The sequence below is a fragment of the Halostella pelagica genome, assembly GCF_004762015.1.
In the GTDB taxonomy this organism is placed as follows: Archaea; Halobacteriota; Halobacteria; order Halobacteriales; family Natronoarchaeaceae; genus Halostella; species Halostella pelagica.
This window is the reverse complement of record NZ_SJES01000001.1, coordinates 812,272-833,237: the sequence shown is the minus strand read 5'-3', so window position 1 is coordinate 833,237 and position 20,966 is coordinate 812,272. Positions and strand designations below refer to the sequence as shown.

Sequence of the window (20,966 nt, the reverse complement as noted above, 5' to 3'; positions counted from 1 at the left end):
GTTCGAGAACGGCCTGTTCTCCGCCCTCACGACGCGCCCCAGGTGGCGGCGCGACTACCGCGTCTCGTCCACGGTGTCGACGAGTCGCCGGACCCGCTCCTCGTCGACCGGGTTCGTCGTCACCCCGCCCTCCTTCAGCGCCGTGCCGACGATTGCGCCGTCCGCGACCGACAGCAGCGACGCCGCGTTCTCCGTCGTGACCCCGCTTCCGACGATAACGGGGGCGTCGAGGCCCGCCTCGTCCCTGGCGGCGGCGGCCGCCGCGACCGCCTCCGTCGCGACCGCGTGACCGGTACCTGCGCCGCTGACGATGACGCCGTCGGCGAGCCCTCTCTCGACCGGTTCGGCAACGGTCTCGGCGTCGAACCGTGACGCGGCGGCCTCCGGGGCCCGCTGGTCCCCGTCCGCATCGTGGGCCGTATCGCGGGTCGCCAGCGGTGCGGAGTGTTTCACGTCCAGGTCCGCGAGGACCGACGCCTCGCAGTCCAGGCGCTCGCGCAACCGGACGGTCTCGTGGGCCTGCCCCTCGACGACGCCCTGGTCCGTCACGCGCGCGCCGACATGGACGTTCGCACGGACGAAGTCGGCCCCGACCGCGGCCGCGACCGACAGCGCCGCTTCGACATCGTTCCGGAGGACGTTGATCCCGAGCGGGAGGTCGACGGCGTCCCGGACCTCGCCCGCAACCCGGGTCATCGAGGCGACCGCGTGCTTCGGGACGTCGTCGGGATAAAACGGTGCGTCGCCGAAGTTCTCCATCATGAGTGCGTCGACACCGCCTGCGGCGAGGCGGCGGGCGTCCCGCAGTGCGGCCTCGCGGACCATGTCGAGGTCACCGTTGGACCTCGGCGCGCCCGGCAGCGGCGGGAGATGGAGCATGCCGACGATCGGTTTCTCGGCGTCGATACTGTCGAAGGTCATTGGTCCCCATCGGAGTCCGTTGGTTCGCCGTCCGCGACGTCTTCCGGCACCAATTCGCGGAACGCGTCGAGGATGACCTGCTTCGTCACGGCACCGCGGGTCGTCCAGTGGTTGGCGTAATCGAGCATGTCGTCGTAGATGTCGGGCTTACAGCCCGCAGCCTTGGGGTGGCCGCCGCCGTTGACCTGGCGGGCGACCTCGTGACAGCGCTCGAATTCGTCGGTGCCGCGGATGCTCGCGCTCCCGGCTGGTTTGACGACGACGGAGGCGTCGGCACCTTTCTCGCGCATCGCTTCGGCGACTTCGTTCTGGGAGCAGCGGCCGTAGGTGACGCCGACCGTCCAGGGGCCGATCTCGCGCACGTCGGCGCGGTCGACGGCCCGGCGTATCAGTGCCTCCTTCTCGACGCGTTGCTCCTCGATGAACTCGACGACCTCCTCGGGCAGGTCGGGGCCGTGGCGCATCACGGTGTCTACGTACTCCTCGGCGTCGCTCCAGTACGAGAAGTCCGCCAGGTCGTCGCTACGCGGGTCCTCGCGGATCCAGAGGTCGTGGTCGCGGGTCACCGCGGCGAGTTCCGTGTAGTGCCGCGGGAAGTCGTGGTCGAGCGACCGGAGCGCCACGTCGGCAGAACACTCCTCGTCGCTGTCGCCGACGACCAATTCCGCGCCGGCGTCGCGGACGGCGGCGGCGACGTCGTCTTCCCACTGATGGTGGTCGAACCACCGAACTGTGTCGGCCGTTTCGACGGCCGCGTCGAGTTCGTCTTCCACGTACTCGTAGCGGTCGGGACAGAGGTCGCAGACGAACAGGTCGATCCCCTCGGTGCCGTACTCCGCGACGTACTCGATACCGTCCTCCAGGTCGTGCGGTCCCGCGGGAACGAGCGCAACGTCGTGGGAGACGCGGCCCGGCGCGTCCTCGACGACGGCGTCGGCGTCGAGCGAGAGATCCGATTCGGTGTCGGAACTGTTGTCTTCCGCGGTGTCAGGAGCGTCAGAGTCGTCTCCGCCGTCAGCCGTCGGGTCGTCGCCGTACAGTTCTCGGATCAGTGCGACGCAGGCGAGGCCGTCGGCGTCGGGGTCGGCAACGACGGCCACGCTGGCTCCGTCGAGCGCATCGGCGGCGGCCTGTTCCTCCTGGCTCTCCTCTAGCGAATCCGGGATGAAAAAGCCCTCTCCGGGGATGACGGACTTGCGGGCGAGCGAGAGGTCGCTGCTCTCGATGAGTGAATCGTCCATACCCGTACCTCCGTCCCGCGCGGCAAGAACCCGCCGGTTCGGCGTCTCGCCAGCCCGGTCCCCGCGTTACCCGCCGGCCGCGGGCGCTATTCGTCTAGTTGCCGTACCGTCAACACGGGCGTGGGACAGGACCGGACGACCCGTTCGGCGACGCTGCCGATGAGAAACCGGTTCTCGCCGTGACGGCCGCGCGTTCCGGTCGCCACGAGGTCCACGTCGTTCTCCCTGGCGTAGGCGCAGATCTCGCCCGCGGGGCGGCCCTCCCGGACGGCGGTCACGACCTCGCGGTCCGCCCACTCGCTGACCGCGTCCAGCGCGTCCTCGCCGCTCTCTTCGAGCGCTGCGCGCATTTCGTCGCGGATCGATTCGGGCGAGGAGTCCACTTCGCTCTCGTCGACGACGTACAGGGCGTGGACTTCGGCGTCGAACCGCCGCGCGAGGTCCAGCGCGGTTTCGACAGCCCGTTCCACGCTCTCGGACCCGTCGGTTGCGATGACGACCGTCTCGAACATACTGTTCGTTTCCCCCGGGCGTGGCTTTAAACCTCGGACCACGTCGCCGCCGCGGAGACGGTCAGAACAGCCCTCGGCCCGGACGGGGTCCGTTCGAGGGCCAGATTTTTGCTCCCCGCTTTCGCACGATGTTGTATGGAAACGGAACAGGCCCTCGACGCGGACGACCCGCTGGCGGTCGAGACGGTGCTCGTCCCCGTCGACGGGAGCGACTCGTCGGTACGCGCCGTCGACTACGCCGCCGCCGTCGCGGACCGATACGACGCCACCGTCCACGCCGTCTACGTGCTGGGCGAGGAGATGGTCCGCGCTATCGAGACCGACTCCATCGACGAGGCGGAGGCGGCCAACAAGGCGCAGTCGTTTATCCGCGACGTCGCCGACCAAGTCGCGGAGTACGACGTGTCGATGACGAACTCGACGGCCTACGGGTTCTCGACGACGAGCAAGATGACCCACCCGGGAAGCGTCGTCCTCGACACCGCCGACGACGTGGACGCCGACTTCATCGTCGTTCCGCGGGAACCGCTCTCCGGCGAACCCGGCGAGATACTCTCGAAGGCCGCCGAGTACGTCCTGTTGTACGCCAGCCAACCCGTCCTCTCCGTGTGACCGGCGGTCAGTTCAGGCGGAACGACATCTCCAGTTCGAAGCTCTCGGCGTTGGTCGTCTCGAACCCGACTTTCTCGTAGAGGTTTACCGCGGCCGTGTTCCAGCGCTCGACCGTCAGCCACACGTTCTCTACGCCGTTCCCCCGGCCGTATCCGAGCAAGGCGTCCATGAGTCGGCCCCCGATACCGGACTCCTGATACTCCTGAAGGACGAAAATAGCGAGTTCGTACGACTCGCCGTCGTCCCCGTCGGGGACGAGCGTGGCGTGGCCGGCCGCCCGGTCGCCGTCCCAGGCAACGACGTTCAGCCCCTCGTCGACGAGGGTTTCCAGCCACCCCTCGATACGATCCTCGCCGGTCGGGGGGATCCCCTGCGCGCGGTCGGCGGGGTCAAACGCCGCGTACATCTCGGCGAGGGCGTCGAACCCGTCCGGGTCCAGCGCCCGGATCGTGATCTCCCGCCCCTCACGGTCCTCGAACGTTTGGGGGGGTTCGGAGAACCTGTCCGCCTGTTCGTCCGAGTGTGATCGGTCGCCGGTCATCGTACCAGCGTCACCGACACCTGGGCGTTCAACAGGACGAACTCCGTGATCGACCCGAGTTGGATTTTGCCCATCGGACTGCGCTGCCCGCCGCCGATGACCAGCCTGTCGAACCCCTCGCGTTCCGCTATCTCGACTAGTTCGCTCCCCGGGTCACCCGATACGCGGCGGATCGTCGCGTCGATGTCGGCCTCGTCCAGACGGTCCCGGGCCCTCGCCTCTACTTCGTCCGGCGAGGACTCGTGGTCCGTCTCCTCGAGGATGGCGACCGTCAGGTCGTCGTTCGCTTCTACCGCACGGCGTACCGTCTCTTCGAGCGCTGCGTCGGTCTCGTCGCTCCCGGCGATGCCCAGCAGTACTTTCATTGGACTCGTGTTCTGCGGCCCGTCTCAAAACAGTTGGGAACGGCCGGAGAACGTCCGTACCGAACGACATCTCCGAGAACGGACACGCGGATTCGCCATCGAACCGACCCCGCTCGACCCCGTCACCGCGGCGTGACAACCCTTTTGCCCACCGCTTCGTAAGGGAGCGACATGAGCGACGACGCGCCGAAGACGGTCGCCGGCACGGACGCCCGCGACGACGACTCCGCTTCCGCGGACGACGACCGACCGACGGACGACGAGTCGGAATCGCGGACAGATACCGCCGTTGAAACGTCGCCGGCCGCCGGTGCGGAAGACGGGCCGGAAGACGACGGGTCCGCGACTGACGACCCGCAACCGCGCGTCCCCGAGGACGTCCAGAAGTACGACCGCTTCCAGAAGATGGACGGCGCGCAGTACGACCGCGTCAACGAGTTCCTGCGTGACCGGACGTACATCACGGCCCGCGAGTGGGCTATCGCCCGTCTGTGCGCGGACTTCCGGACGGAGACCGGCGTCGAGATGACGAAGATCGGCGAGAACCTCCCCGAACTGGTCCCGTTCATGACCGACACCTACTCGCCGCAAGCGGTCAACCAGGCCAGGTCGTCGTTCGAGGACAAGGTCCGCACGGCCGGCGCGACGTTTCTCTACGGTGCGATGTCGGACTTCTTCACCGCCGAGGAACTCGACGAAGTGATGTACGAGACGACCGAGGTCGCGAAGTTTCTACTCGAAGTCGAAGGAGTCGACCTCTCCGTCGAGGAGGAACTCGAAGCGGAGGACCGCATCTCCGGCGTGATGCGAGAAGTACGGGCGTCGAGCGAGGAACTCCGCCACGACGGAACGGAGTGTCCGGAGTGCGGTCACGAGATCACCGGCGACGATTAGGCCGGTACTCCCCCGTGCGGGGTTCCTCCCACGGGCGCGTTCTCAACCATTCAGGTTGTCCATCTTAGCCAGGTCGTACAGGAGGGACAGTTGATCCGTTACGGTACGTCTCTACTGCGTCTACAGCGGTGCTTGTTAGAATTCTCCTCCCTCGCCCGGTGTTTGAATGAGGTGTGTGGGAAAAAGTAAATGCCGTCGCAGAGAAACGGAACCCCATGGTCGACAGCGCTGGGAGTTTACTCACCTTCTGTTTGATCCCGGTGGGGATCTTCGGTCTGTTGTTCTGTCACGAGTTGGGTCACGCGCTCCCGGCACTGCTGGCGGGCGGACGAGCGCACGTCACCGTCGGAAGCCACGACGGTCGGACGGTGACGCTCGGGCGACTCTCAGTTACGGTCGGGATGGACGGGTTCCGGAGTCTCTTCACGTACGGCGACATACAGTGGAGCGGCCCGGATTCGACGTTCGTACGGGCCGCGGTCATTCTCGGCGGTCCGGCCGTGACCGTCAGCGCGGTCGGCGTACTCGGTTTCGTACTTCTGCGCGGTGTCGACGGCTCGTTGTTCTGGGTTCTGGGGAATATCCTCGTGAGCGAGGGGTACAGGGCATACCAGACGATGGTGCCGAAAACGTACTCGAAGGGGCCGTACGAAGGGAAGCCGAGCGACGGGAAGCGGTTTCTACGCCTTATCCGGGCCTGAGGCGTTGTTTTCGGTGATGTACATCTGCCTGCCGCTTCGAGAACTATTCTCGTACGAGAGGCCGCAGTGGCGGTTTTGAATCCCTGTCTGTTCCGATTCCGTTCCTATTTCTCGCCCGGCGGAAGCAATGGGCCCGGGTCCGCGGGTTCGAAGGTGACGACCTCGTCGACCGAGAGCGGCCGCAGGTTGATCGGGAGTTCGTCTCGCTCCCGTACGCCGGCGAGCGTGTCCGACGCCTCCCGAACGGCGTAGAACGTCGGAACGAGAACCACTTGGCCGCTGTTTTTGTCCTCGACGGCGACGACGAGAAAGACCGTGCCGCCGGTCGACGCGCGGAACACCTCGAAGGAGTCGAAACTGGTTCCCTCGGTCTCGACTGCCTCGCTGACCGTGTCGAACTCGTCGTCGGGCACGAGGATGTCCAGGCCGAACCGCTCGTGGTCCGGCGGGAGCGGCGTTACGTCACCGGGATGGACCTCGATAACGTCCCACCCGTTGTCGCGATACTCGGCGGCTGTCGCCTCCATGTCCGTGATGACCTCGTCCCAGAAATTCATGACCGTCTCGTCGGGGCCCTGACTCATAGTGAAACGGCGACGGCGGATCCTGAAAAACGTTCTCGTTATCTCGTCGGGTTAATAATGTAGAAAACTATTTTACGGCTGACGGCAGGATACGACATAGTGCGCGACCTACTATCCATCTCCGGTATGCGAACGCAGTTCGCCACCGACCGCGGCCACGTGAAGGCGGTCGACGGGATCGACCTGACCGTCCGCGAGGGGGAGACGGTCGGTCTCGTCGGCGAAAGCGGATCGGGCAAGAGCGTCACGGCGCTGTCCGCGATGGGACTCGTCGACGATCCTGGCGAGGTGGTCGGCGGCAAGGTCGAACTCCACGACCCGGACCTCGCGGACCGCCTCTCGGAGGAGCATCCCCGCCAGGCCGACGACTTCATCGACGAGACGGCCGGCAGCGTTGACCTCGCCAGAGCGCCCGAACCGGCGATGCGGTCGATCCGCGGCGGCGAAATGAGCATGATCTTCCAGGACCCGATGTCGACGCTCAACCCCGCGCTGACCGTGGGAGAGCAGGTCGCCGAGAGCCTGCAACTCCACCAGTACGGCGGGCGGAAGGCCGACACCTGGTGGAACGGCCTCCGGGAGACGCTCCCCTCGTTACGGGGCGGCGGCATCAGCGAGGAGGTGCTGGAAGCGACTGCGGAGATACTCGCGGAAGTCGGCATTCCCGAACCCGAGGCGCGACTTGACGACTACCCCCACGAGTTCTCCGGTGGGATGCGCCAGCGCGTCCTCATCGCTATCGCTCTCGCCTGCAGACCGCAGTTGCTCATCGCTGACGAACCGACGACGGCACTCGACGTGACGATCCAGGCGCAGATACTAGACCTCATCAACGACCTGCAGGACGAGTTCGGTATGTCCGTCCTGTTTATCACGCACGACCTCGGCGTCGTCGCCGAGACGTGCGACCGCGTAGCGGTGATGTACGCCGGAGAGATAGTCGAGGAGGGACCGGTCGAGGAGATATTCCACAACCCCAGCCACCCCTACACCTACACCCTGCTCGAATCGATCCCCCGCGAGGACAAGAACCGCCTGACCCCTATCGAGGGGAACGTTCCCGACCTCATCGACATGCCGGAGGGCTGTAATTTCGCTCCGCGGTGTCCGTGGGCCCAACCCGAATGTCGGGAGGGGGAGATCCCGTACCTCCAACACGGTGCAGACGGCGTCGACCACCGCTCGAAATGCATTATGGAGGAGTTCGACAAGTCCCAGTACGGAGACGACCGGGCCGACATCAGCGCCGAAAGCCGGACGTTCGGCGGCGAACCGCTCGTTTCCGTCGACGGACTGAAGAAACACTTCTCGCAGGCCGACGACCTTCTGGATAAGTGGCTGGACGACGAATCGAAGCCGATCCAGGCCGTCGACGGCGTCGACTTCGACCTCTACGAGGGGGAAACGCTAGGTCTCGTCGGCGAGTCCGGTTGCGGGAAGTCGACGACCGGGCGGGCGCTGCTCCGCCTCACCGAACCGACCGACGGGACCGTGCTGTATGCGGGCGACGACCTGGCGACGCTCGACGACGACAGCCTGCGCGAGCGCCGCAAGGACATGCAGATGATATTTCAGGACCCGCTCTCGTCGCTGGACCCGCGAATGAGCGTGGCACAGACGGTTATGGAACCGCTGAAGATCCACGACCTCCCCGAGGAACCGCCGGCGGACGATAGCTCGAAGCGCCAGCAGCGCCAGGAACGCGTCGACGAACTCATCGAGGCCGTCGGTCTCGACGTCGACCAGCGGGACCGCTACCCGCACGAACTGTCCGGCGGGCAGCGCCAGCGCGTCGGCATCGCACGAGCGCTCGCGGTCGACCCGGATTTCATCGTCTGCGACGAGCCGGTTTCGGCGCTCGACGTCTCCGTCCAGGCGCAGATACTCAACTTGCTGGAGGACCTGCAAGACGAGTTCGACCTGACCTACCTGTTTATCGCCCACGACCTCTCGGTCGTGCGCCACATCACCGACCGCGTCGCCGTGATGTATCTCGGCCGGATCGTCGAGATAGCGGAGACGAAGACGTTGTTCGCCGACCCGAAACACCCGTACACGCAGGCGTTGCTGTCCTCGATCCCGGAACCGGACCCGCTCGTGGACACTGACAACCGGATCATTCTCGAAGGCGACGTTCCGAGCCCCATCGACCCACCCAGCGGGTGCCGCTTCCGGACGCGGTGTCCGAAAGTGATCCCGCCGGACGACCTCGACATCGACCAGGCGACGTTCCGCGAGATCATGGACTACCGTGAGCGCGTCGAGAACGAGAACATCTCGGTCGAAGCGATCGAGGAGTCATCGATCGACGTCGCGGACTCCCGCGCAGCGGCGGACGGCGGACAGGCCGCGACGGCGGACCAGGTGGAACCGGACGAGACACGAGAGGACGCGACGGTGCCGGAGCTTCGGGCCCGCCTCTTCGACGGGCAACTTCCCGCGAACGTCCGGGACGTGATAGACGAGTCGCTTCGCCTCGTCGTCGACCGGGAGTGGGAACAGGCCGCCGACCTCCTCCGCGAGAACTTCGAGAGCGTCTGCGAACACGAGGATCCGAAACTGGGTGACGACGACCATCCGGCCGCTTGTCACCTCTACTCGAATAGTTAACTACACCCGTCGTAAATTCTCGTTCTCTCCGGAACTACGTTTGGCAATACCTACCGCAATTCCGGTATATTTATACCGGAAGTACAGGCATAATGTGTCCATGGCACGTGACATAGACCGTCGTAATTTCCTGAAGGCGGCAGGCGGTGCCGCGGTAACGACTTCGATGACTGCCGGGTGTCTCTCAGGGATCCTCGGAGAAGGCGACAACGACGGAGGGGAGGGGGGAACACTCACCTACGGCCGGGGTGCACCATCCGACACGCTCGATCCGCAGTCCTCGACGAGCGGCGAGGTCGCGAAGGTGACCAATCAGGTGTACGAGCCTCTCATCGGCTTCGAACCGGGTACCGCGACGCTCGCGGAATCACTGGCAACGAACTGGGAGATGGACGGGACGACGGCGACGATCGAACTCCGCGAGGGCGCCGAGTTCCACAACGGCGACGAGTTCACCGCCGAAGACTTCATCGCCACCTACCGCCGCTACCTCGACGAGGACTACGACTACTACAACGAGGATGGGTCGATCTACGGTCCGTATCTGCTCGGCTCTGTTGAAGACGTCACCGCCGAGGACGACTACACGCTGACCTTCGAGATCTCGAAGCGGTACGCCCCGTTCATGGCGAATCTGGCCGTGTTCGCGCTGGTCGTACTTCCGAAATCCGAGATCGAGGCCGAGACCGACTTCGCGACGGAAATGGTCGGCACCGGCCCGTTCGAGTTAGACAACCTGAACGAGGGTAGCGGCCAGGTCCGACTCACCGCGAACGACAGCTACTGGGGCGACGGTCCGAACGTCGACGAAGTGGTGTTCCAGGTGATCGGCGAGAACTCGACGCGAGCCTCGTCGCTCAACGCGGGCGAACTCGACATCATCGACGGCCTCGACTCCCAGACGGTCGGTCAGGTCGAGGAAGGCGACGGCGAGGTCCGTCGTATCGCCGGCATGAACGTCGGCTACCTCGCCATGAACGGCGCCGAGTTCGAACCGTTCCAGGACAAGCGCGTCCGGCAGGCGATGAACTACGCTATCGACACGGAGGCACTGGCGAACAACATCTACCAGGGTATCGCTACGCCCGCAAGCCAGCCTATCACCGAGTCTATCCTCGGATACAACGAGGACCTCGACCCCTACCCGCACGACCCCGACCAGGCGCAATCTCTCCTGGAAGAAGCAGGATACGGAGACGGGTTCGACCTCGAACTCGCGGCGTTCCAGAACCCCCGTGCGTACAACCCGTCTCCGACGCAGGCCGCCGAGACGATCAGTTCGTACCTCGAAGATATCGGTATCAACGTGACGATCGAACAGCAGACCTGGGAGTCCTACCTCGAGTACACCGGCACGGGTAAGCACGACGCCTGTTTCCTCGGCTGGATGACCGACAACGGCGACCCGGACAACTTCTACTACGCCCTGCTCCACCCGCAGATCGACGTGCCCGAGGACCAGGACTTCGCCGACTGGGGCGCTGACGGGTACAACACCTCGAATCGTGCGGCCTGGGCCAACAACGAGTTCATGGGGCTCATCGAAGAGGGCCAGACCACGTACGACGACGGCGAGCGCGAGGAACTCTACCAGCAGGCCGGGGAGATATTCCACGAGGAGTGTCCCTGGGTCCCGCTGGTCCACACCGAGGAGATCCGCGGCGTCTCATCGGACATCGACAACTACGTCGTCGAACTGATCGGGGGTCCGTTCCTGGCACAGGTTCAGCTGAACTAATTCCCCCGACCTCTCGATGATCAGCAAGCGATACATCGTCAAGCGGCTGCTGTTGTTGATCCCGGTGTTGCTCGGAGTGGCGACGCTGGTGTTCTCTATCCTGCAACTCTCTCCCGGGAACCCCGCGCGGGTTATCGCTGGCGAGCGTGCCAGTGAGGCGGCCGTCCGGGAGATAGAACGCCGGCTCGGCCTCAACGACCCGATATGGGTGCAGTACGGCAGGTTCCTCTGGGACCTCCTTCATCTCGACCTGGGCGAGTCGTACGTTTACCGCCGCGGACAGCCGGTTGCAGGGCTCCTGCGCTGGAAGTTCCCGATCACGATGGAACTCGCCGTGTTCGGCCAGCTAGCCGGGATACTCTTCGGTATCCCGATCGGGATCATCAGCGCCGTCAAGCAGGATTCTCTCACCGACCATCTCAGCCGTCTCGGCGCACTCACCGGTATCAGCGTCCCGATATTCTGGAGCGGTCCGCTGTTGATCCTGTTGTTCTCGGTCACCCTCGGCTGGTTCCCGACGAGCACCAGGATCGGCTCCGAGTACACTGCTCCCCAGGTGACGGGGCTGTTGACTGTTGACACACTGTTGCTCGGCCAGTACGAGGCGTTCATCTCGGCGGTACATCACCTGTTCCTGCCGTCGCTCGTCATCGGGGTCTACTCGATGGCGCTCATCTCCCGGATGATGCGTTCCTCGATGCTCGAAGTCATACGGAAAGATTACATCCGGACCGCTCGGGCGAAGGGCCAGGGCGCGAAGATCACCCTGATGAAACACGGGTTCCGAAACGCGCTCATCCCCGTCGTCACCGTCATCGGCATCCAGTTCGGGAGCCTGCTCGGCGGTGCGGTACTGACCGAGACGGTGTTCGCGATACCCGGCGTCGGAAAACTGCTTGTCACGGTGATCCAGGACGGTGACTATCCGGTCGTGCAGGGGATCGTTCTGGTGTTCGCAGTCGTCTTCACGCTGGTGAACCTTCTCGTCGACCTGACGTACTCCTATCTCGACCCGAGGATCGAACAATGAGCACGGAAACCGAAACAGCTGCCGAGGAACGCGCGAGCCGCAGTCTGCTGGACCGGCTGCGCGCCTCTCCGTTCCTCTCAGAACTCCTGTCGAACCGCCTGGCCGTTTTCGGCCTCACACTCATCGTCACGATGGCCGTGATGGCCGTCTACGCCCGGTTGTTCCTCGACCCGGAGGCTCTCGCTCACACCGAACTCGGCACGAACCCGAGCCTTGCCGGTCCCTGTGGCGATCCGACGGTCCTGGGTGCGCTACAGAACTTCGCTTCCTGTCAGTTCCCGTTCGGCACTGACTTACAGGCGCGGGACCTCTTCCTCCGGACCGTCTACGGGGCGTGGCTGGCGATGAAGTACGGCACTATCATCGTTGTCGCCTCGACGACGTTCGGGGTCGGTCTCGGCATCATCGCGGCCTACTACGGCGGGTGGATCGACAACGTCATCATGCGCACGATGGACGTTCTGCTCGCGTTCCCGTCGCTGTTGCTGGCGCTCGCGCTGGTCGCCATCTTCGGGGTCGGTCTCTGGAAGGCAGTCATCGCGCTGACGCTCGTCTACACGCCCCGCTTCGCCCGCGTCGTCCGCGGCGCGGCACTGAAGGTGCTCGAAGACGAGTACATCGACGCCACGGAGGCGCTGGGGGCGCGGGACGGCCGCGTCCTCCTCCGACACGTGCTACCGAACTCGCTCGCGCCGATCACCGTCCAGAGCACGCTGAACTTCGGGCTGGCGATCATCGACCTCGCCGCCCTCTCGTTCCTCGGTTTCGGTGCCCAGGCCGGTACGCCGTCCTGGGGGCTGATGTTGACGAACGGCGTCGACAACGGTCTGCTCACCGGGCAGTGGTGGTGGTCTTTCTTCCCCGGTCTGTTCCTCGCGGTGACCGTCCTGGGGTTCAATCTACTCGGCGACGGTATGCGCGACGCGCTGGACCCGCGGATGCGTGAGACGGTCGACTGACCGTGTCACTCTCCGTTCCGGACCAGATACGTGCGCCCGGCCGCCGTCTCGCGACGGCGGCGCTCGCGGGTGCGATAGCGGGCGGTGTCGCCGTCGCCGTATTCACCATCGACGGCGACTTCCGAACGGCGACCGAGCAGGTGTTCTCGCTCGGCGCACTGGCGTTCGGCCTCGGGCTGCTCGGCTGGTCCGGGTCAGTTATGGCCGGCACCGGTATCGAGAACATGCAACGCTACATGAAGACGAGGTCCAACTGGACGGAGGCCGACTCCCGTCGGGCGATGACCCGACTCATCGGGTTCGGCCTCGGCGTGATGCTGGTCGCGTCCGTGTCGACGGTCGGCCTGTGACGGTCCGTTCGTACCGGGCCGACCCGACTACCGACCGCGAGTCCCGCTACCGAAGCCGGTCAGTGCCGGAGGTTTTTCACCGAAGCCGCGACCAACGCGCGGCGTGACCTGACTCCCGCCCCGCGACGGTTCGCGATTGCGCGACACGTCGTCGCGGGGATCCGAAGTGTCGTCTGTTCGCTACGCGCGTACGTTCTCTCCGACTCCCTCTCCGAACGCCTCTCCGTCTCGGGTGTCGTAAACTACCTCACCGCGTACCAGCGTGAGTTCCGGGAACACGCCTTGCCGGCCCTCGAACGGCGTCCAGCCGCACTTCGAATGGAGGTCGTCTCCCTGTATCTCGTGGGCGTCGTCCGGGTCGAAGAGCACGAGGTCGGCGTCCCGTCCCGCCTCGATGCGGCCTTTGTTCGGCAGGTCGAAGATCTCGGCGGGGTTGGCCGCGGTCAGGTCGCGAACGCGCTCGTAGGAGAAACGACCCTGTCGAGCCTCCTCCAGCAGGAGCGGGAGCATCGTCTCGACGCCGGGAACGCCGCTCGGGGCGTTCCAGATGCTCGCGTCTTTCTCCTCGCGGGTGTGCGGTGCGTGGTCCGTCGCTATCACGTCGACAGTGCCGTCCGCGACGCGGTCGTACACCGCCTCGCGGCGCTGTTCGCTCCGTAGCGGCGGGTTCATTCGACCGAACGTGCCCAGATCCGGCAAGTCATCACGCGAGAGAAAGAGATGGTGGGGCGTCACCTCGCAGGTAACGCCAGCGTCGCTGGCGGCGTCGATGCCCTCGGGCGTGCTGGTGTGTGCGATGTGGAGGTCGGCCGCCGCGTCCGCGCCGACTTCGACCGCGCGTTCGACCGCGGCCGCCTCGGCTTCGGCGGTCCGGTAGGCGCTCCAGGCGTCCGCGTCGTCGCGGTCCTTCGTCGCCTCGGTAAAGAGAGTCGCGTCCTCGGCGTGGACCGTCACGCTCACGTCCTCTCGGCCCGCCCGCTCGACGGCGTCGGCGAACCGTTCCGCGTCGATCCCCATGTCACCGGTCGAGTCCGCGAGAAACACCTCGCCGAGGGCGAACAGTCGGCGCGAAAACAGCGAGTCGGGGTCCCAGTCCGGCGTGACGCCGCCGTTGATGCCGTAGTCGACGAGCGACGCGTCGGCGAGGGCAGCCTTCTCGTCGAACGCGTCGCCGGTGACGGTCGGCGGATCAGTGTTCGGCTGGTCGACGACGGTGGTTACGCCACCCGCAGCGGCGCTCTTGCTGCCCGTCTCCCACGTCTCCTTGTGCGCGAACCCGGGCTGGCGGAAGTGAACGTGTACGTCGATAGCGCCCGGAAACAGGCGCTTTCCGGTCGCATCGATGTCCGCGTCTCCGAGGTTCTTGCCGACCTCGACGACCGTCTCGTCTTCGATACGAACGTCTCGTCGCCGACCGTCCGGCAGGGTTGCGTTCCCGATGAGCATGTTCTGTCGGTCGGAGCCCACGGAGAAGGGTTCTCCGGTACGCTGCGGTGGCTCTGTGGGACAGTAGCACTCGAACTCGGCGGTAGCGGACGTAGCCCTCGGTCAGTTCACGCGCTCGACGGTCGCGTCGGCGTCCCCGACGAACGCGCGCTCTATCGCTTGCCGGACCGCCGCGGGATCGTCGTTCCCGCCGGAACGGGCCACGCTACCGACCGAGTCGGGGTCGAACGAGAGGTCGAGAGCCTCGTACACGTCCGCAAGCACGGCGGCGAGCGTCTCCCGTTCATCGACGATGACGACGCCGGCGGTGAGCGCGGCGTCGCTCCGAACGCGCTGGGCGATGCCGACGATCTTCCCGTTGCTCTGCAGCGAGTGCGTTCCGGGACAGAAGGATTGGTCCGGTTCGCCGCGCTCGGCGTCGACGCCGACATCGCGGAGCGCTCGTTCGACGGCGACCGTGGCACGCTCGTATCGGCCGTCTAGTCCCTCGCGGAAGTCCGCGACCGGTTCCGCGAACGCGAACGCAAGTGTCGTGTCGGCGTACGCCACGGCACGGCCGCCGACGCTGCGGTCGACCGGTGGGAACCCGTGGTCACGCGCCGCGTCGCGGGCCGCTTCGTACCCGTCTTCGCCGGAATCGCGGCGACCGAACGCCACCTGTTGATGTGGGTGCCACACTCGCACCGCCGGGACGCGGTCGTCGCCGACGGTCGCCAGCATCTCGGCCGTGACGTCGCGGTCCGCGCCGACTGTGGCCGCGCGGCCCCGAAGTACGCGCATACCGGACCGTGGACCCGAGGCGACTAAACGCCACGGCTCCAAGGTGAGCGTAATGGTCGTCACGTTATCGGAGCCTGTTCTCTCCCGATACCCCCGGTTCTCGCTGTACAACTCGCCGTACGACGCCCACGACGAGGGCTGCGCTATCGACCTCTATCCGGAGACGAACGACGCGCCGAGTCCCGTCGCCGGCGAGGTTATTTCGACGCGAACCGTGACCGCGCCGGAGAAACCGTACGCCGTCGAACACGACCACCTGATCCTGATAGACCAGGGCGACCGGGTCGCCAGGGTTCTCCACGTCGACCCGGCGGTCGCGCCCGGCGACGAGGTGGCAGTCGGCGACTCGCTCGGCGAGATGGTGCGTTCCGGGTTCTTCGCGCCCTGGGTTGACAACCACGTCCACCTGGGCTTTCGCGACCCCGACGCGAACCTGTACCGGGCATCGGGATCGATGCCCGTATCGGTCGATGTCGAACTCCGCGGGCTCACGTGGGACGGCACCGGGACCGTCGTCGAGACGGGCGAAACGTACGCCGTCCTCGACGCGCCGACTCACCCGGCTCCCGGCGAGTGCTTCGCCGGGATCGGTGCAGGCGGTCCGCCGGACGGCGAACCGTGTGTTCTCGACGGCGGCCTCCCACACTATTCGGGCGGAGGCGTTCTCGGGAACGGTGACTGCGAACGCCCGGTGTCGCTTTGCGGGTCCCGCATCGGCGTCGCGGACGGTCGAACTATCGATTGGGGCGATGTCACGGTCGTGGCGAACGACGACCCGATCACGGGGCTCTCGCTGTTTCTCGCGAGAGACGGCGACTTCGGAGCGAAACTCGTCTGTCCGAACGCCGGATTCCACGAGGGAGAGCTCGTGACCGTCGAGATCCGGCGCTGAGTAGAGTCGGCCGCCATCGATATACGGGGGCGGGTCATGCTTTTCCCACGTTGCTGATCGTGTACTCGCTTCCGATGACGGCTCTGCTTGCAGGGACACTCGTGGCCGGGGTGTTAGCGAGTAGTCTCGCCGCGCTCGCCTGGCGTCGGCGCGAGCATCCGGGAGGGCGTTTCTTCGCCGCGATGATGGCGGTGAACGCGCTCTGGCTTTTCGGGTTTGCCGTCGAACTCACTGCGACCGATGCGTCGTCGGCGCTTCCCTGGTTCCGCTGGCGCTCGGCCGTTATCGCGTTCGTCCCAGCGCTGTGGGCGCTGTTTACCCTGGAGTACGCTGACTACGGCGAGTGGGTGTCCCTTCGCGCGGTCACCGTCGTCACTGCTCCAGCGGCTCTCACGGCCGCGCTCTCGTTCACTAACCCCGTCCACGAACTATTCTGGTCGGAGCCCTCACTGGTCGTGGAGGGGCCGTTCCGTCTTCTCGTCGTCCAGTTCGCTACCGGTTGGTGGGTGAGCGTCGCCGTCAGCTATCTCCTCGTCACGGCCGGCATGATCCTGATCGCGGGCATCGCCGTCCAGTCGACGGGCCTCTACCGGAAGCAGTCGCTGCTCGTTCTCGGGGCGGCCGTAGTGCCCGCGCTCACAAACGCGGCGTACCACGTCGGCGCGTCGCCGGTTCCGCATCTCGATATGACCCCGTTCGGCTTCGTGATCAACGGGTTCGTGGTGTTCTGGGCGCTGTACGACTACCGACTGTTCGACCTCTCGCCGGTTGCCCGCTCGGCGGTCGTCGACCGAATGGACGACCCGATGGTCGCCGTCGACGGTAACGGACACGTCGTCGACGTCAATCCGACCGCTCGGGACCTGTCCGCCGTTCCCGACCCGCTCGGTCGCAAGTTCTCCGAGTCGTTCCCCGAGGTATCGGACTCCGTCGATATCGTCGCGAGTACGATGACAGACGAGGTGGTATACGACGGTGACGGAGACAGGTGGTACTTCGAACCCCGGGTGACGCCGCTCGGCGACCAGCAGGGAGCCGTCATCGTCCTTCGAGACGTAACCTTGCGCCGCGAGCGGGAGCGATCCCTGGAGGCGATCCAGGCCGCCAGTCGCGACCTGATGCGCGCCGAGACGCCGGACGCCGTCGCCGAGCGGACCGTCAGGGCTGTCCGCGATGTCCTCGACCTGGAACACGCCGCAGTTCATCTGGAAGAAAACGGCGAGCTACGCCCGATCGCTCACACCGACGCGGTCGTGGACCTCTACGACCCGGTGCCCGCCTTCGATGTCGGTGAGGGATTACAGGGGACGGTGTTCGAAACCAGCGAACCGCTCGTGTACCGAGACGTCCGGGGGAAAGACGTACTCCACGACGAGTCGACGCCGTTTCGGGGGGTCGCTGTGTTCCCCTTGGGCGACCGTGGAACGCTCAGTGCCGCGGCGACTACCCCGTTCGAGCACGACGAGACGCTCGTCCGGCTCACGTCCCTGCTTTCAGCCAACGCGGCGGCCGCGCTGACGCGCGCCGAACGCGAGTCGGAGCTCCGGGAGCGCGAGCACGAACTGGCGCGACAGAACGAGCAACTGGACGAGTTCGCGAGCGTCGTCAGTCACGACCTCCGGAACCCGCTCACCGTCGCTGACGGGTATCTGGAGAAGGCCCGTGAGGAGGGTGATGTGGGGGCGCTAGACCGGGTGGAGTCAGCGATCGACAGGATGGATCGACTGACCGACGAACTCCTCGAACTCGCTCGGAACGGTCGCGTCGTCACCGACCCGTCGCCGGTGTCGCTGTCCGATCTGGCCGCTGAAGCCTGGAAGAACGTCGACACGGGCGACGCGTGCCTCGACGTTCGGACCGACGCGGTCATCCGAGCCGACCGCCCCCGTCTGTTGCAACTGTTCGAGAACCTGTTCCGGAACAGTATCGAGCACGGCTCGACTAACAACTGGACACAGTCCGGCGACTCCGGGGAATACGGTTCGTCAGGCGACCCGAACGCTTCGTGTTCTGCTGACGCAGTCGGGGGTGCTTCGGCTGACTTCGACTCGAAACCCCCGCGAGACGCAGCCGAAACGGGGGTTTCGCCGCCCGCCGGTCGGTCCCCTTCCGGAGACGACAACTCGGACGACGAGGCCGCGACGGACTCGCCGCTTTCGGTTACTGTCGGAACGTTCGAACACGGCTTCTACGTCAGCGATACCGGGCGGGGGATCCGTCCCGAAAACCGGGAGAAGGTCCTCGAACAAGGGTTCACTACCTCTGACGACGGAACCGGGTTCGGCCTGGCGATCGTCCACGAGATAGCCGAGGCCCACGGCTGGTCGGTGCGGGTCGACGAGTCCGCCGAGCAAGGGGCCCGGTTCGAGATAGTCGGTGTCGAGTGACCGCTCAGTCGAACCCGACCGCCTCGCGCGGTTCGACCTCGCCGAACAGCCATCCGGCGTGGTCCAGCGCGTACGCGCGGTGGTCCTCCTCGATGAACCCGACGGCGTCCTCGACGAGGATCGGTCGATAATCCCGTAGTCCGGCGCTTCCGGCTGTGTGAAGCACGCAGACGTTCGCCAGGGTGCCGCAGATCACGAGGTCGTCGATGCCGCGGGCGGACAGCCAGCCGTCGAGTTCCGTCCCGTGGAAGGCGTCGTAAGTGTGTTTCTCGACGACGTGGTCGTCCGCCTCGGGCGCGAGTTCCTCGACGATCTCCGTCTCCCACGACCCCTCGACGACGTGTTCGCCCCAGCGCTCGAACTCGTCGTAGTAGTGGTTGCCGTCGAACTGCTCCGGCGGGTGAACGTCGCGGGTGAACACGATTTCGGCACCCGCTTCCCGCGCACGCCCGACCAGCCCGGAGATCGGTTCGATGACCTCCTCGCTTGCCGGCGCGTACAGGCTCCCGTCCGGGTGCGCGAAGCCGTTCTGCATGTCGACGACGATGACCGCCGTGGAGTCTGTATCGACGTTCATACTCGTTCGTACAGACGTGCGCCGCAAAACTGTTGTGTCAGTGTCGGGCCGTTCTTCCCACCTCTTTTTACAGTTCCGGCCGAACCGTTCGTATCGCATGCGAACGACATCTGCTCTAGTGATCGCGGCAATGGTCGTCCTGTCGGGCGTGGTCCCCGTAGCGGCGGCGGCAGCGCCCGCTGACGGACCGACCGCCGACGCCGCCCCGGCCGCCCAGTCCGCCCCGCCCGCACCGGCGACAGCATCGACGGTACAGGACGACGACAGCGCTCCCGACGACCCTGACGAGGATGTCGTGGGGTGGGAGAACGGATACTGGCACAACGAGAGCCTCGAACTCGACCGAAGCAACGGTCTGAACGAGAGCGAACTCGACGCGGTCGTTGCGCGGTCGATGGCCCGCGTCGAGGAGGTGCGCGACCTGGAGTTCGAGGACACCGTGCCGATCGAGGTCATCTCCCGGGAGGAGTACCGCGAGATCAACGCCGAACGGTTCGGCAACACCACCGAGAACGAGCGCCTCCACCAGAACGTGAAGTGGGAGGCGACGATGATGGTCAACGAGACCACTGACGCGCTGTCGGTGCAGCAGTCGAACTTCGGGTCGAGCGTCCTCGGGTTCTACAGCCCGGAAGAGGACCGCATGGTCATCGTCTCCGAGAACCAGACCTCCCCGCGACTGGAGGGCGAACTGACGCTGGGCCACGAACTGGTTCACGCCATCCAGGACCAGCAGTTCAACCTCTCGTCGATCCGCGCGAACACGACCGACGGGAGCAACGCCAACAACGGCCTCATCGAGGGCGACGCGAGTTACGTCGAGTACCGCTACGAACAGCGTTGCGGCGAGGAGTGGGACTGCCTCGAACAGCGCGAGGGGTCCGGTGGCGGTGAACTGGCCAACTTCGGGCTCTACCTCGTCTCGTATCAGCCGTACAGCGACGGTGCGTCCTTCGTCCAGCACCACTATCAGACGGGTGACTGGGAGAGCGTCAACGCGATGTACGACGCGACGCCCCAGAGTACGGAGCAGGTGATCCACCCCGAACGGTACATGGACGACGAACCGACACAAGTGACCGTCGAGGACCGCAGCGGCGACGAGTGGCGCGTCCCCGAAATCGAAGACGGGATCGATTACGCGTCGTTCGGCGAGGCTGGAATGATGTCGATGTTCGTCTACCCCGCCTACGACTCCACCCCGAACGACTACCTGATATCTCAACGTGAGTTCATTAACGTGGAGGGCGGACAGGTCGCCTCCCTCGACCCGCTGAACTTCAGCCACCCGTACACCGAGGGCTGGGACGGTGACCGCCTCGTTCCGTACGTCACTGACGACTCCACCGAGACGAACGAGACGGGGTACGTCTGGGCGTCCGTCTGGGACTCCGAGCAGGACGCCGAGGAGTTCGTCGAAGGGTACGAGCGCCTCCTCGACTACCACGGTGCCCAGGCCGTCGACGGCTACGACGGCGTCTACCGCGTCCCCGACGACGAGGAGTTCGGCGACGCGTTCTACGTCGAACAGCGCGGCGACCGAGTCGTCATCGTCAACGCGCCGACGCTCGACGAACTGAACGGCGTCGACGCGGAGGCCCCCGACGTGAGCGAATCCGACCTCGACGCTGGCGGTTCCGACGACGAAACAACTACGAACGGTTCGAACAACGCCGACGGCGACGGGTCCAACGAGATGGACAGCGACGCCACGGAGGAGGAAGACGACTCCGACACCGACGGAACGCCCGGATTCGGCGTGGGCGCGGCTCTCGCCGCACTCCTCGCGTCGACACTGCTCGCCCGCCGCCGGACGTAACGGGCGG

General features: G+C 65.7%; 20 protein-coding genes. 11 read left to right on the top strand and 9 right to left on the bottom strand.

Annotation, left to right across the window (positions count from 1 at the left end):
• Positions 1-54: 54 nt before the first annotated feature.
• The 3 genes from EYW42_RS04180 to EYW42_RS04170 form a co-directional block, all read right to left on the bottom strand.
• Complete coding sequence (locus tag EYW42_RS04180) at positions 55-921, bottom strand: BtpA/SgcQ family protein (protein ID WP_135533983.1); 867 nt, start codon at positions 919-921, stop codon at positions 55-57.
• Positions 918-2,162, bottom strand: coding sequence for a DHH family phosphoesterase (locus EYW42_RS04175; protein WP_135533982.1), 1,245 nt, complete (start codon positions 2,160-2,162; stop codon positions 918-920). Before EYW42_RS04175 ends, EYW42_RS04180 begins: the two co-directional genes overlap by 4 nt.
• Positions 2,163-2,248: 86 nt before the next feature.
• Positions 2,249-2,674: a universal stress protein gene (locus tag EYW42_RS04170; RefSeq protein WP_135533981.1), complete on the bottom strand. Its 426-nt coding sequence runs from the start codon at positions 2,672-2,674 to the stop codon at positions 2,249-2,251.
• Positions 2,675-2,809: 135 nt separating this feature from the next.
• Between EYW42_RS04170 and EYW42_RS04165 the strand changes: the two genes are divergently transcribed.
• Complete coding sequence (locus EYW42_RS04165) at positions 2,810-3,286, top strand: universal stress protein (RefSeq protein ID WP_135533980.1); 477 nt, start codon at positions 2,810-2,812, stop codon at positions 3,284-3,286.
• 7 nt (positions 3,287-3,293) lie between these two features.
• Here EYW42_RS04165 and EYW42_RS04160 read toward each other — a convergent pair whose 3' ends face one another.
• Together EYW42_RS04160 and EYW42_RS04155 are read right to left on the bottom strand one after the other, a co-directional pair.
• Complete coding sequence (locus tag EYW42_RS04160) at positions 3,294-3,827, bottom strand: GNAT family N-acetyltransferase (RefSeq protein WP_135533979.1); 534 nt, start codon at positions 3,825-3,827, stop codon at positions 3,294-3,296.
• A complete protein-coding gene (locus EYW42_RS04155) occupies positions 3,824-4,192 on the bottom strand; it encodes a universal stress protein (RefSeq protein ID WP_135533978.1) in 369 nt (122 codons plus the stop codon). The genes EYW42_RS04160 and EYW42_RS04155 overlap by 4 nt, the downstream gene beginning before the upstream one ends.
• Positions 4,193-4,363: 171 nt before the next feature.
• Here EYW42_RS04155 and EYW42_RS04150 point away from each other — a divergent pair, with 171 nt between their 5' ends.
• The gene (locus tag EYW42_RS04150; protein WP_135533977.1) at positions 4,364-5,086 is read left to right on the top strand and encodes a DUF5806 family protein; all 723 of its coding nucleotides are present in this window, start codon (positions 4,364-4,366) and stop codon (positions 5,084-5,086) included.
• A 215-nt stretch (positions 5,087-5,301) separates the two neighbouring features.
• Entirely contained in the window at positions 5,302-5,787 is a 486-nt protein-coding gene (locus EYW42_RS04145) for a hypothetical protein (protein ID WP_135533976.1), read from the top strand.
• 104 nt (positions 5,788-5,891) lie between these two features.
• On the opposite strand, the gene EYW42_RS04140 is transcribed toward EYW42_RS04145, so the two are convergent.
• Complete coding sequence (locus EYW42_RS04140; RefSeq protein WP_135533975.1) at positions 5,892-6,371, bottom strand: DUF7529 family protein; 480 nt, start codon at positions 6,369-6,371, stop codon at positions 5,892-5,894.
• 99 nt (positions 6,372-6,470) lie between these two features.
• On the opposite strand from EYW42_RS04140, the gene EYW42_RS04135 reads away from it, so the two are divergent.
• From EYW42_RS04135 to EYW42_RS04115, 5 genes are all read left to right on the top strand, one after another.
• Positions 6,471-8,981, top strand: a complete 2,511-nt coding sequence (locus EYW42_RS04135) for an ABC transporter ATP-binding protein (RefSeq protein WP_135533974.1) — start codon at positions 6,471-6,473, stop codon at positions 8,979-8,981.
• A gap of 100 nt (positions 8,982-9,081) precedes the next feature.
• The gene (locus tag EYW42_RS04130) at positions 9,082-10,719 is read left to right on the top strand and encodes an ABC transporter substrate-binding protein (protein ID WP_135533973.1); all 1,638 of its coding nucleotides are present in this window, start codon (positions 9,082-9,084) and stop codon (positions 10,717-10,719) included.
• Positions 10,720-10,735: 16 nt separating this feature from the next.
• Positions 10,736-11,749, top strand: a complete 1,014-nt coding sequence (locus EYW42_RS04125) for an ABC transporter permease (RefSeq protein ID WP_135533972.1) — start codon at positions 10,736-10,738, stop codon at positions 11,747-11,749.
• Positions 11,746-12,708: an ABC transporter permease gene (locus EYW42_RS04120; RefSeq protein WP_135533971.1), complete on the top strand. Its 963-nt coding sequence runs from the start codon at positions 11,746-11,748 to the stop codon at positions 12,706-12,708. The genes EYW42_RS04125 and EYW42_RS04120 overlap by 4 nt, the downstream gene beginning before the upstream one ends.
• Positions 12,709-12,710: 2 nt before the next feature.
• Entirely contained in the window at positions 12,711-13,058 is a 348-nt protein-coding gene (locus EYW42_RS04115; RefSeq protein ID WP_237561269.1) for a DUF7268 family protein, read from the top strand.
• A gap of 180 nt (positions 13,059-13,238) precedes the next feature.
• On the opposite strand, the gene EYW42_RS04110 is transcribed toward EYW42_RS04115, so the two are convergent.
• Positions 13,239-14,504, bottom strand: coding sequence for a dihydroorotase (locus EYW42_RS04110; protein WP_135534038.1), 1,266 nt, complete (start codon positions 14,502-14,504; stop codon positions 13,239-13,241).
• A 102-nt stretch (positions 14,505-14,606) separates the two neighbouring features.
• Positions 14,607-15,284 (bottom strand): lipoate--protein ligase family protein, encoded by a 678-nt coding sequence (locus EYW42_RS04105; protein WP_135533970.1) that lies wholly within the window; start codon positions 15,282-15,284, stop codon positions 14,607-14,609.
• 52 nt (positions 15,285-15,336) lie between these two features.
• On the opposite strand from EYW42_RS04105, the gene EYW42_RS04100 reads away from it, so the two are divergent.
• Together EYW42_RS04100 and EYW42_RS20415 are read left to right on the top strand one after the other, a co-directional pair.
• The gene (locus EYW42_RS04100; protein ID WP_135533969.1) at positions 15,337-16,176 is read left to right on the top strand and encodes a hypothetical protein; all 840 of its coding nucleotides are present in this window, start codon (positions 15,337-15,339) and stop codon (positions 16,174-16,176) included.
• 74 nt (positions 16,177-16,250) lie between these two features.
• Positions 16,251-18,563: a sensor histidine kinase gene (locus EYW42_RS20415; RefSeq protein WP_135533968.1), complete on the top strand. Its 2,313-nt coding sequence runs from the start codon at positions 16,251-16,253 to the stop codon at positions 18,561-18,563.
• Positions 18,564-18,567: 4 nt separating this feature from the next.
• Here the strand turns inward: EYW42_RS20415 and EYW42_RS04090 are convergent, their stop codons facing one another.
• Positions 18,568-19,140 carry a cysteine hydrolase family protein gene (locus EYW42_RS04090; RefSeq protein ID WP_135533967.1) on the bottom strand — a complete coding sequence of 191 codons (573 nt, stop codon included), beginning with the start codon at positions 19,138-19,140 and terminating at the stop codon, positions 18,568-18,570.
• A 97-nt stretch (positions 19,141-19,237) separates the two neighbouring features.
• On the opposite strand from EYW42_RS04090, the gene EYW42_RS04085 reads away from it, so the two are divergent.
• Positions 19,238-20,959 carry an Hvo_1808 family surface protein gene (locus tag EYW42_RS04085; RefSeq protein WP_135533966.1) on the top strand — a complete coding sequence of 574 codons (1,722 nt, stop codon included), beginning with the start codon at positions 19,238-19,240 and terminating at the stop codon, positions 20,957-20,959.
• The last annotated feature ends 7 nt before the right edge of the window (positions 20,960-20,966 follow it).

Excerpts from the sequence above, each read along its gene's own strand:
- EYW42_RS04110 (WP_135534038.1), bottom strand. The coding sequence starts at position 14,504 with ATGCTCATCGGGAACGCAACCCTGCCGGACGGTCGGCGACGAGACGTT.
- EYW42_RS04105 (WP_135533970.1), bottom strand. The coding sequence starts at position 15,284 with ATGCGCGTACTTCGGGGCCGCGCGGCCACAGTCGGCGCGGACCGCGAC.
- EYW42_RS04155 (WP_135533978.1), bottom strand. The coding sequence starts at position 4,192 with ATGAAAGTACTGCTGGGCATCGCCGGGAGCGACGAGACCGACGCAGCG.
- EYW42_RS04170 (WP_135533981.1), bottom strand. The coding sequence starts at position 2,674 with ATGTTCGAGACGGTCGTCATCGCAACCGACGGGTCCGAGAGCGTGGAA.
- EYW42_RS04140 (WP_135533975.1), bottom strand. The coding sequence starts at position 6,371 with ATGAGTCAGGGCCCCGACGAGACGGTCATGAATTTCTGGGACGAGGTC.
- EYW42_RS04130 (WP_135533973.1), top strand. The coding sequence starts at position 9,082 with ATGGCACGTGACATAGACCGTCGTAATTTCCTGAAGGCGGCAGGCGGT.
- EYW42_RS04120 (WP_135533971.1), top strand. The coding sequence starts at position 11,746 with ATGAGCACGGAAACCGAAACAGCTGCCGAGGAACGCGCGAGCCGCAGT.
- EYW42_RS20415 (WP_135533968.1), top strand. The coding sequence starts at position 16,251 with ATGACGGCTCTGCTTGCAGGGACACTCGTGGCCGGGGTGTTAGCGAGT.
- EYW42_RS04085 (WP_135533966.1), top strand. The coding sequence starts at position 19,238 with ATGCGAACGACATCTGCTCTAGTGATCGCGGCAATGGTCGTCCTGTCG.
- EYW42_RS04150 (WP_135533977.1), top strand. The coding sequence starts at position 4,364 with ATGAGCGACGACGCGCCGAAGACGGTCGCCGGCACGGACGCCCGCGAC.
- EYW42_RS04180 (WP_135533983.1), bottom strand. The coding sequence starts at position 921 with ATGACCTTCGACAGTATCGACGCCGAGAAACCGATCGTCGGCATGCTC.
- EYW42_RS04145 (WP_135533976.1), top strand. The coding sequence starts at position 5,302 with ATGGTCGACAGCGCTGGGAGTTTACTCACCTTCTGTTTGATCCCGGTG.
- EYW42_RS04100 (WP_135533969.1), top strand. The coding sequence starts at position 15,337 with ATGGTCGTCACGTTATCGGAGCCTGTTCTCTCCCGATACCCCCGGTTC.
- EYW42_RS04125 (WP_135533972.1), top strand. The coding sequence starts at position 10,736 with ATGATCAGCAAGCGATACATCGTCAAGCGGCTGCTGTTGTTGATCCCG.
- EYW42_RS04160 (WP_135533979.1), bottom strand. The coding sequence starts at position 3,827 with ATGACCGGCGACCGATCACACTCGGACGAACAGGCGGACAGGTTCTCC.
- EYW42_RS04165 (WP_135533980.1), top strand. The coding sequence starts at position 2,810 with ATGGAAACGGAACAGGCCCTCGACGCGGACGACCCGCTGGCGGTCGAG.
- EYW42_RS04090 (WP_135533967.1), bottom strand. The coding sequence starts at position 19,140 with ATGAACGTCGATACAGACTCCACGGCGGTCATCGTCGTCGACATGCAG.
- EYW42_RS04175 (WP_135533982.1), bottom strand. The coding sequence starts at position 2,162 with ATGGACGATTCACTCATCGAGAGCAGCGACCTCTCGCTCGCCCGCAAG.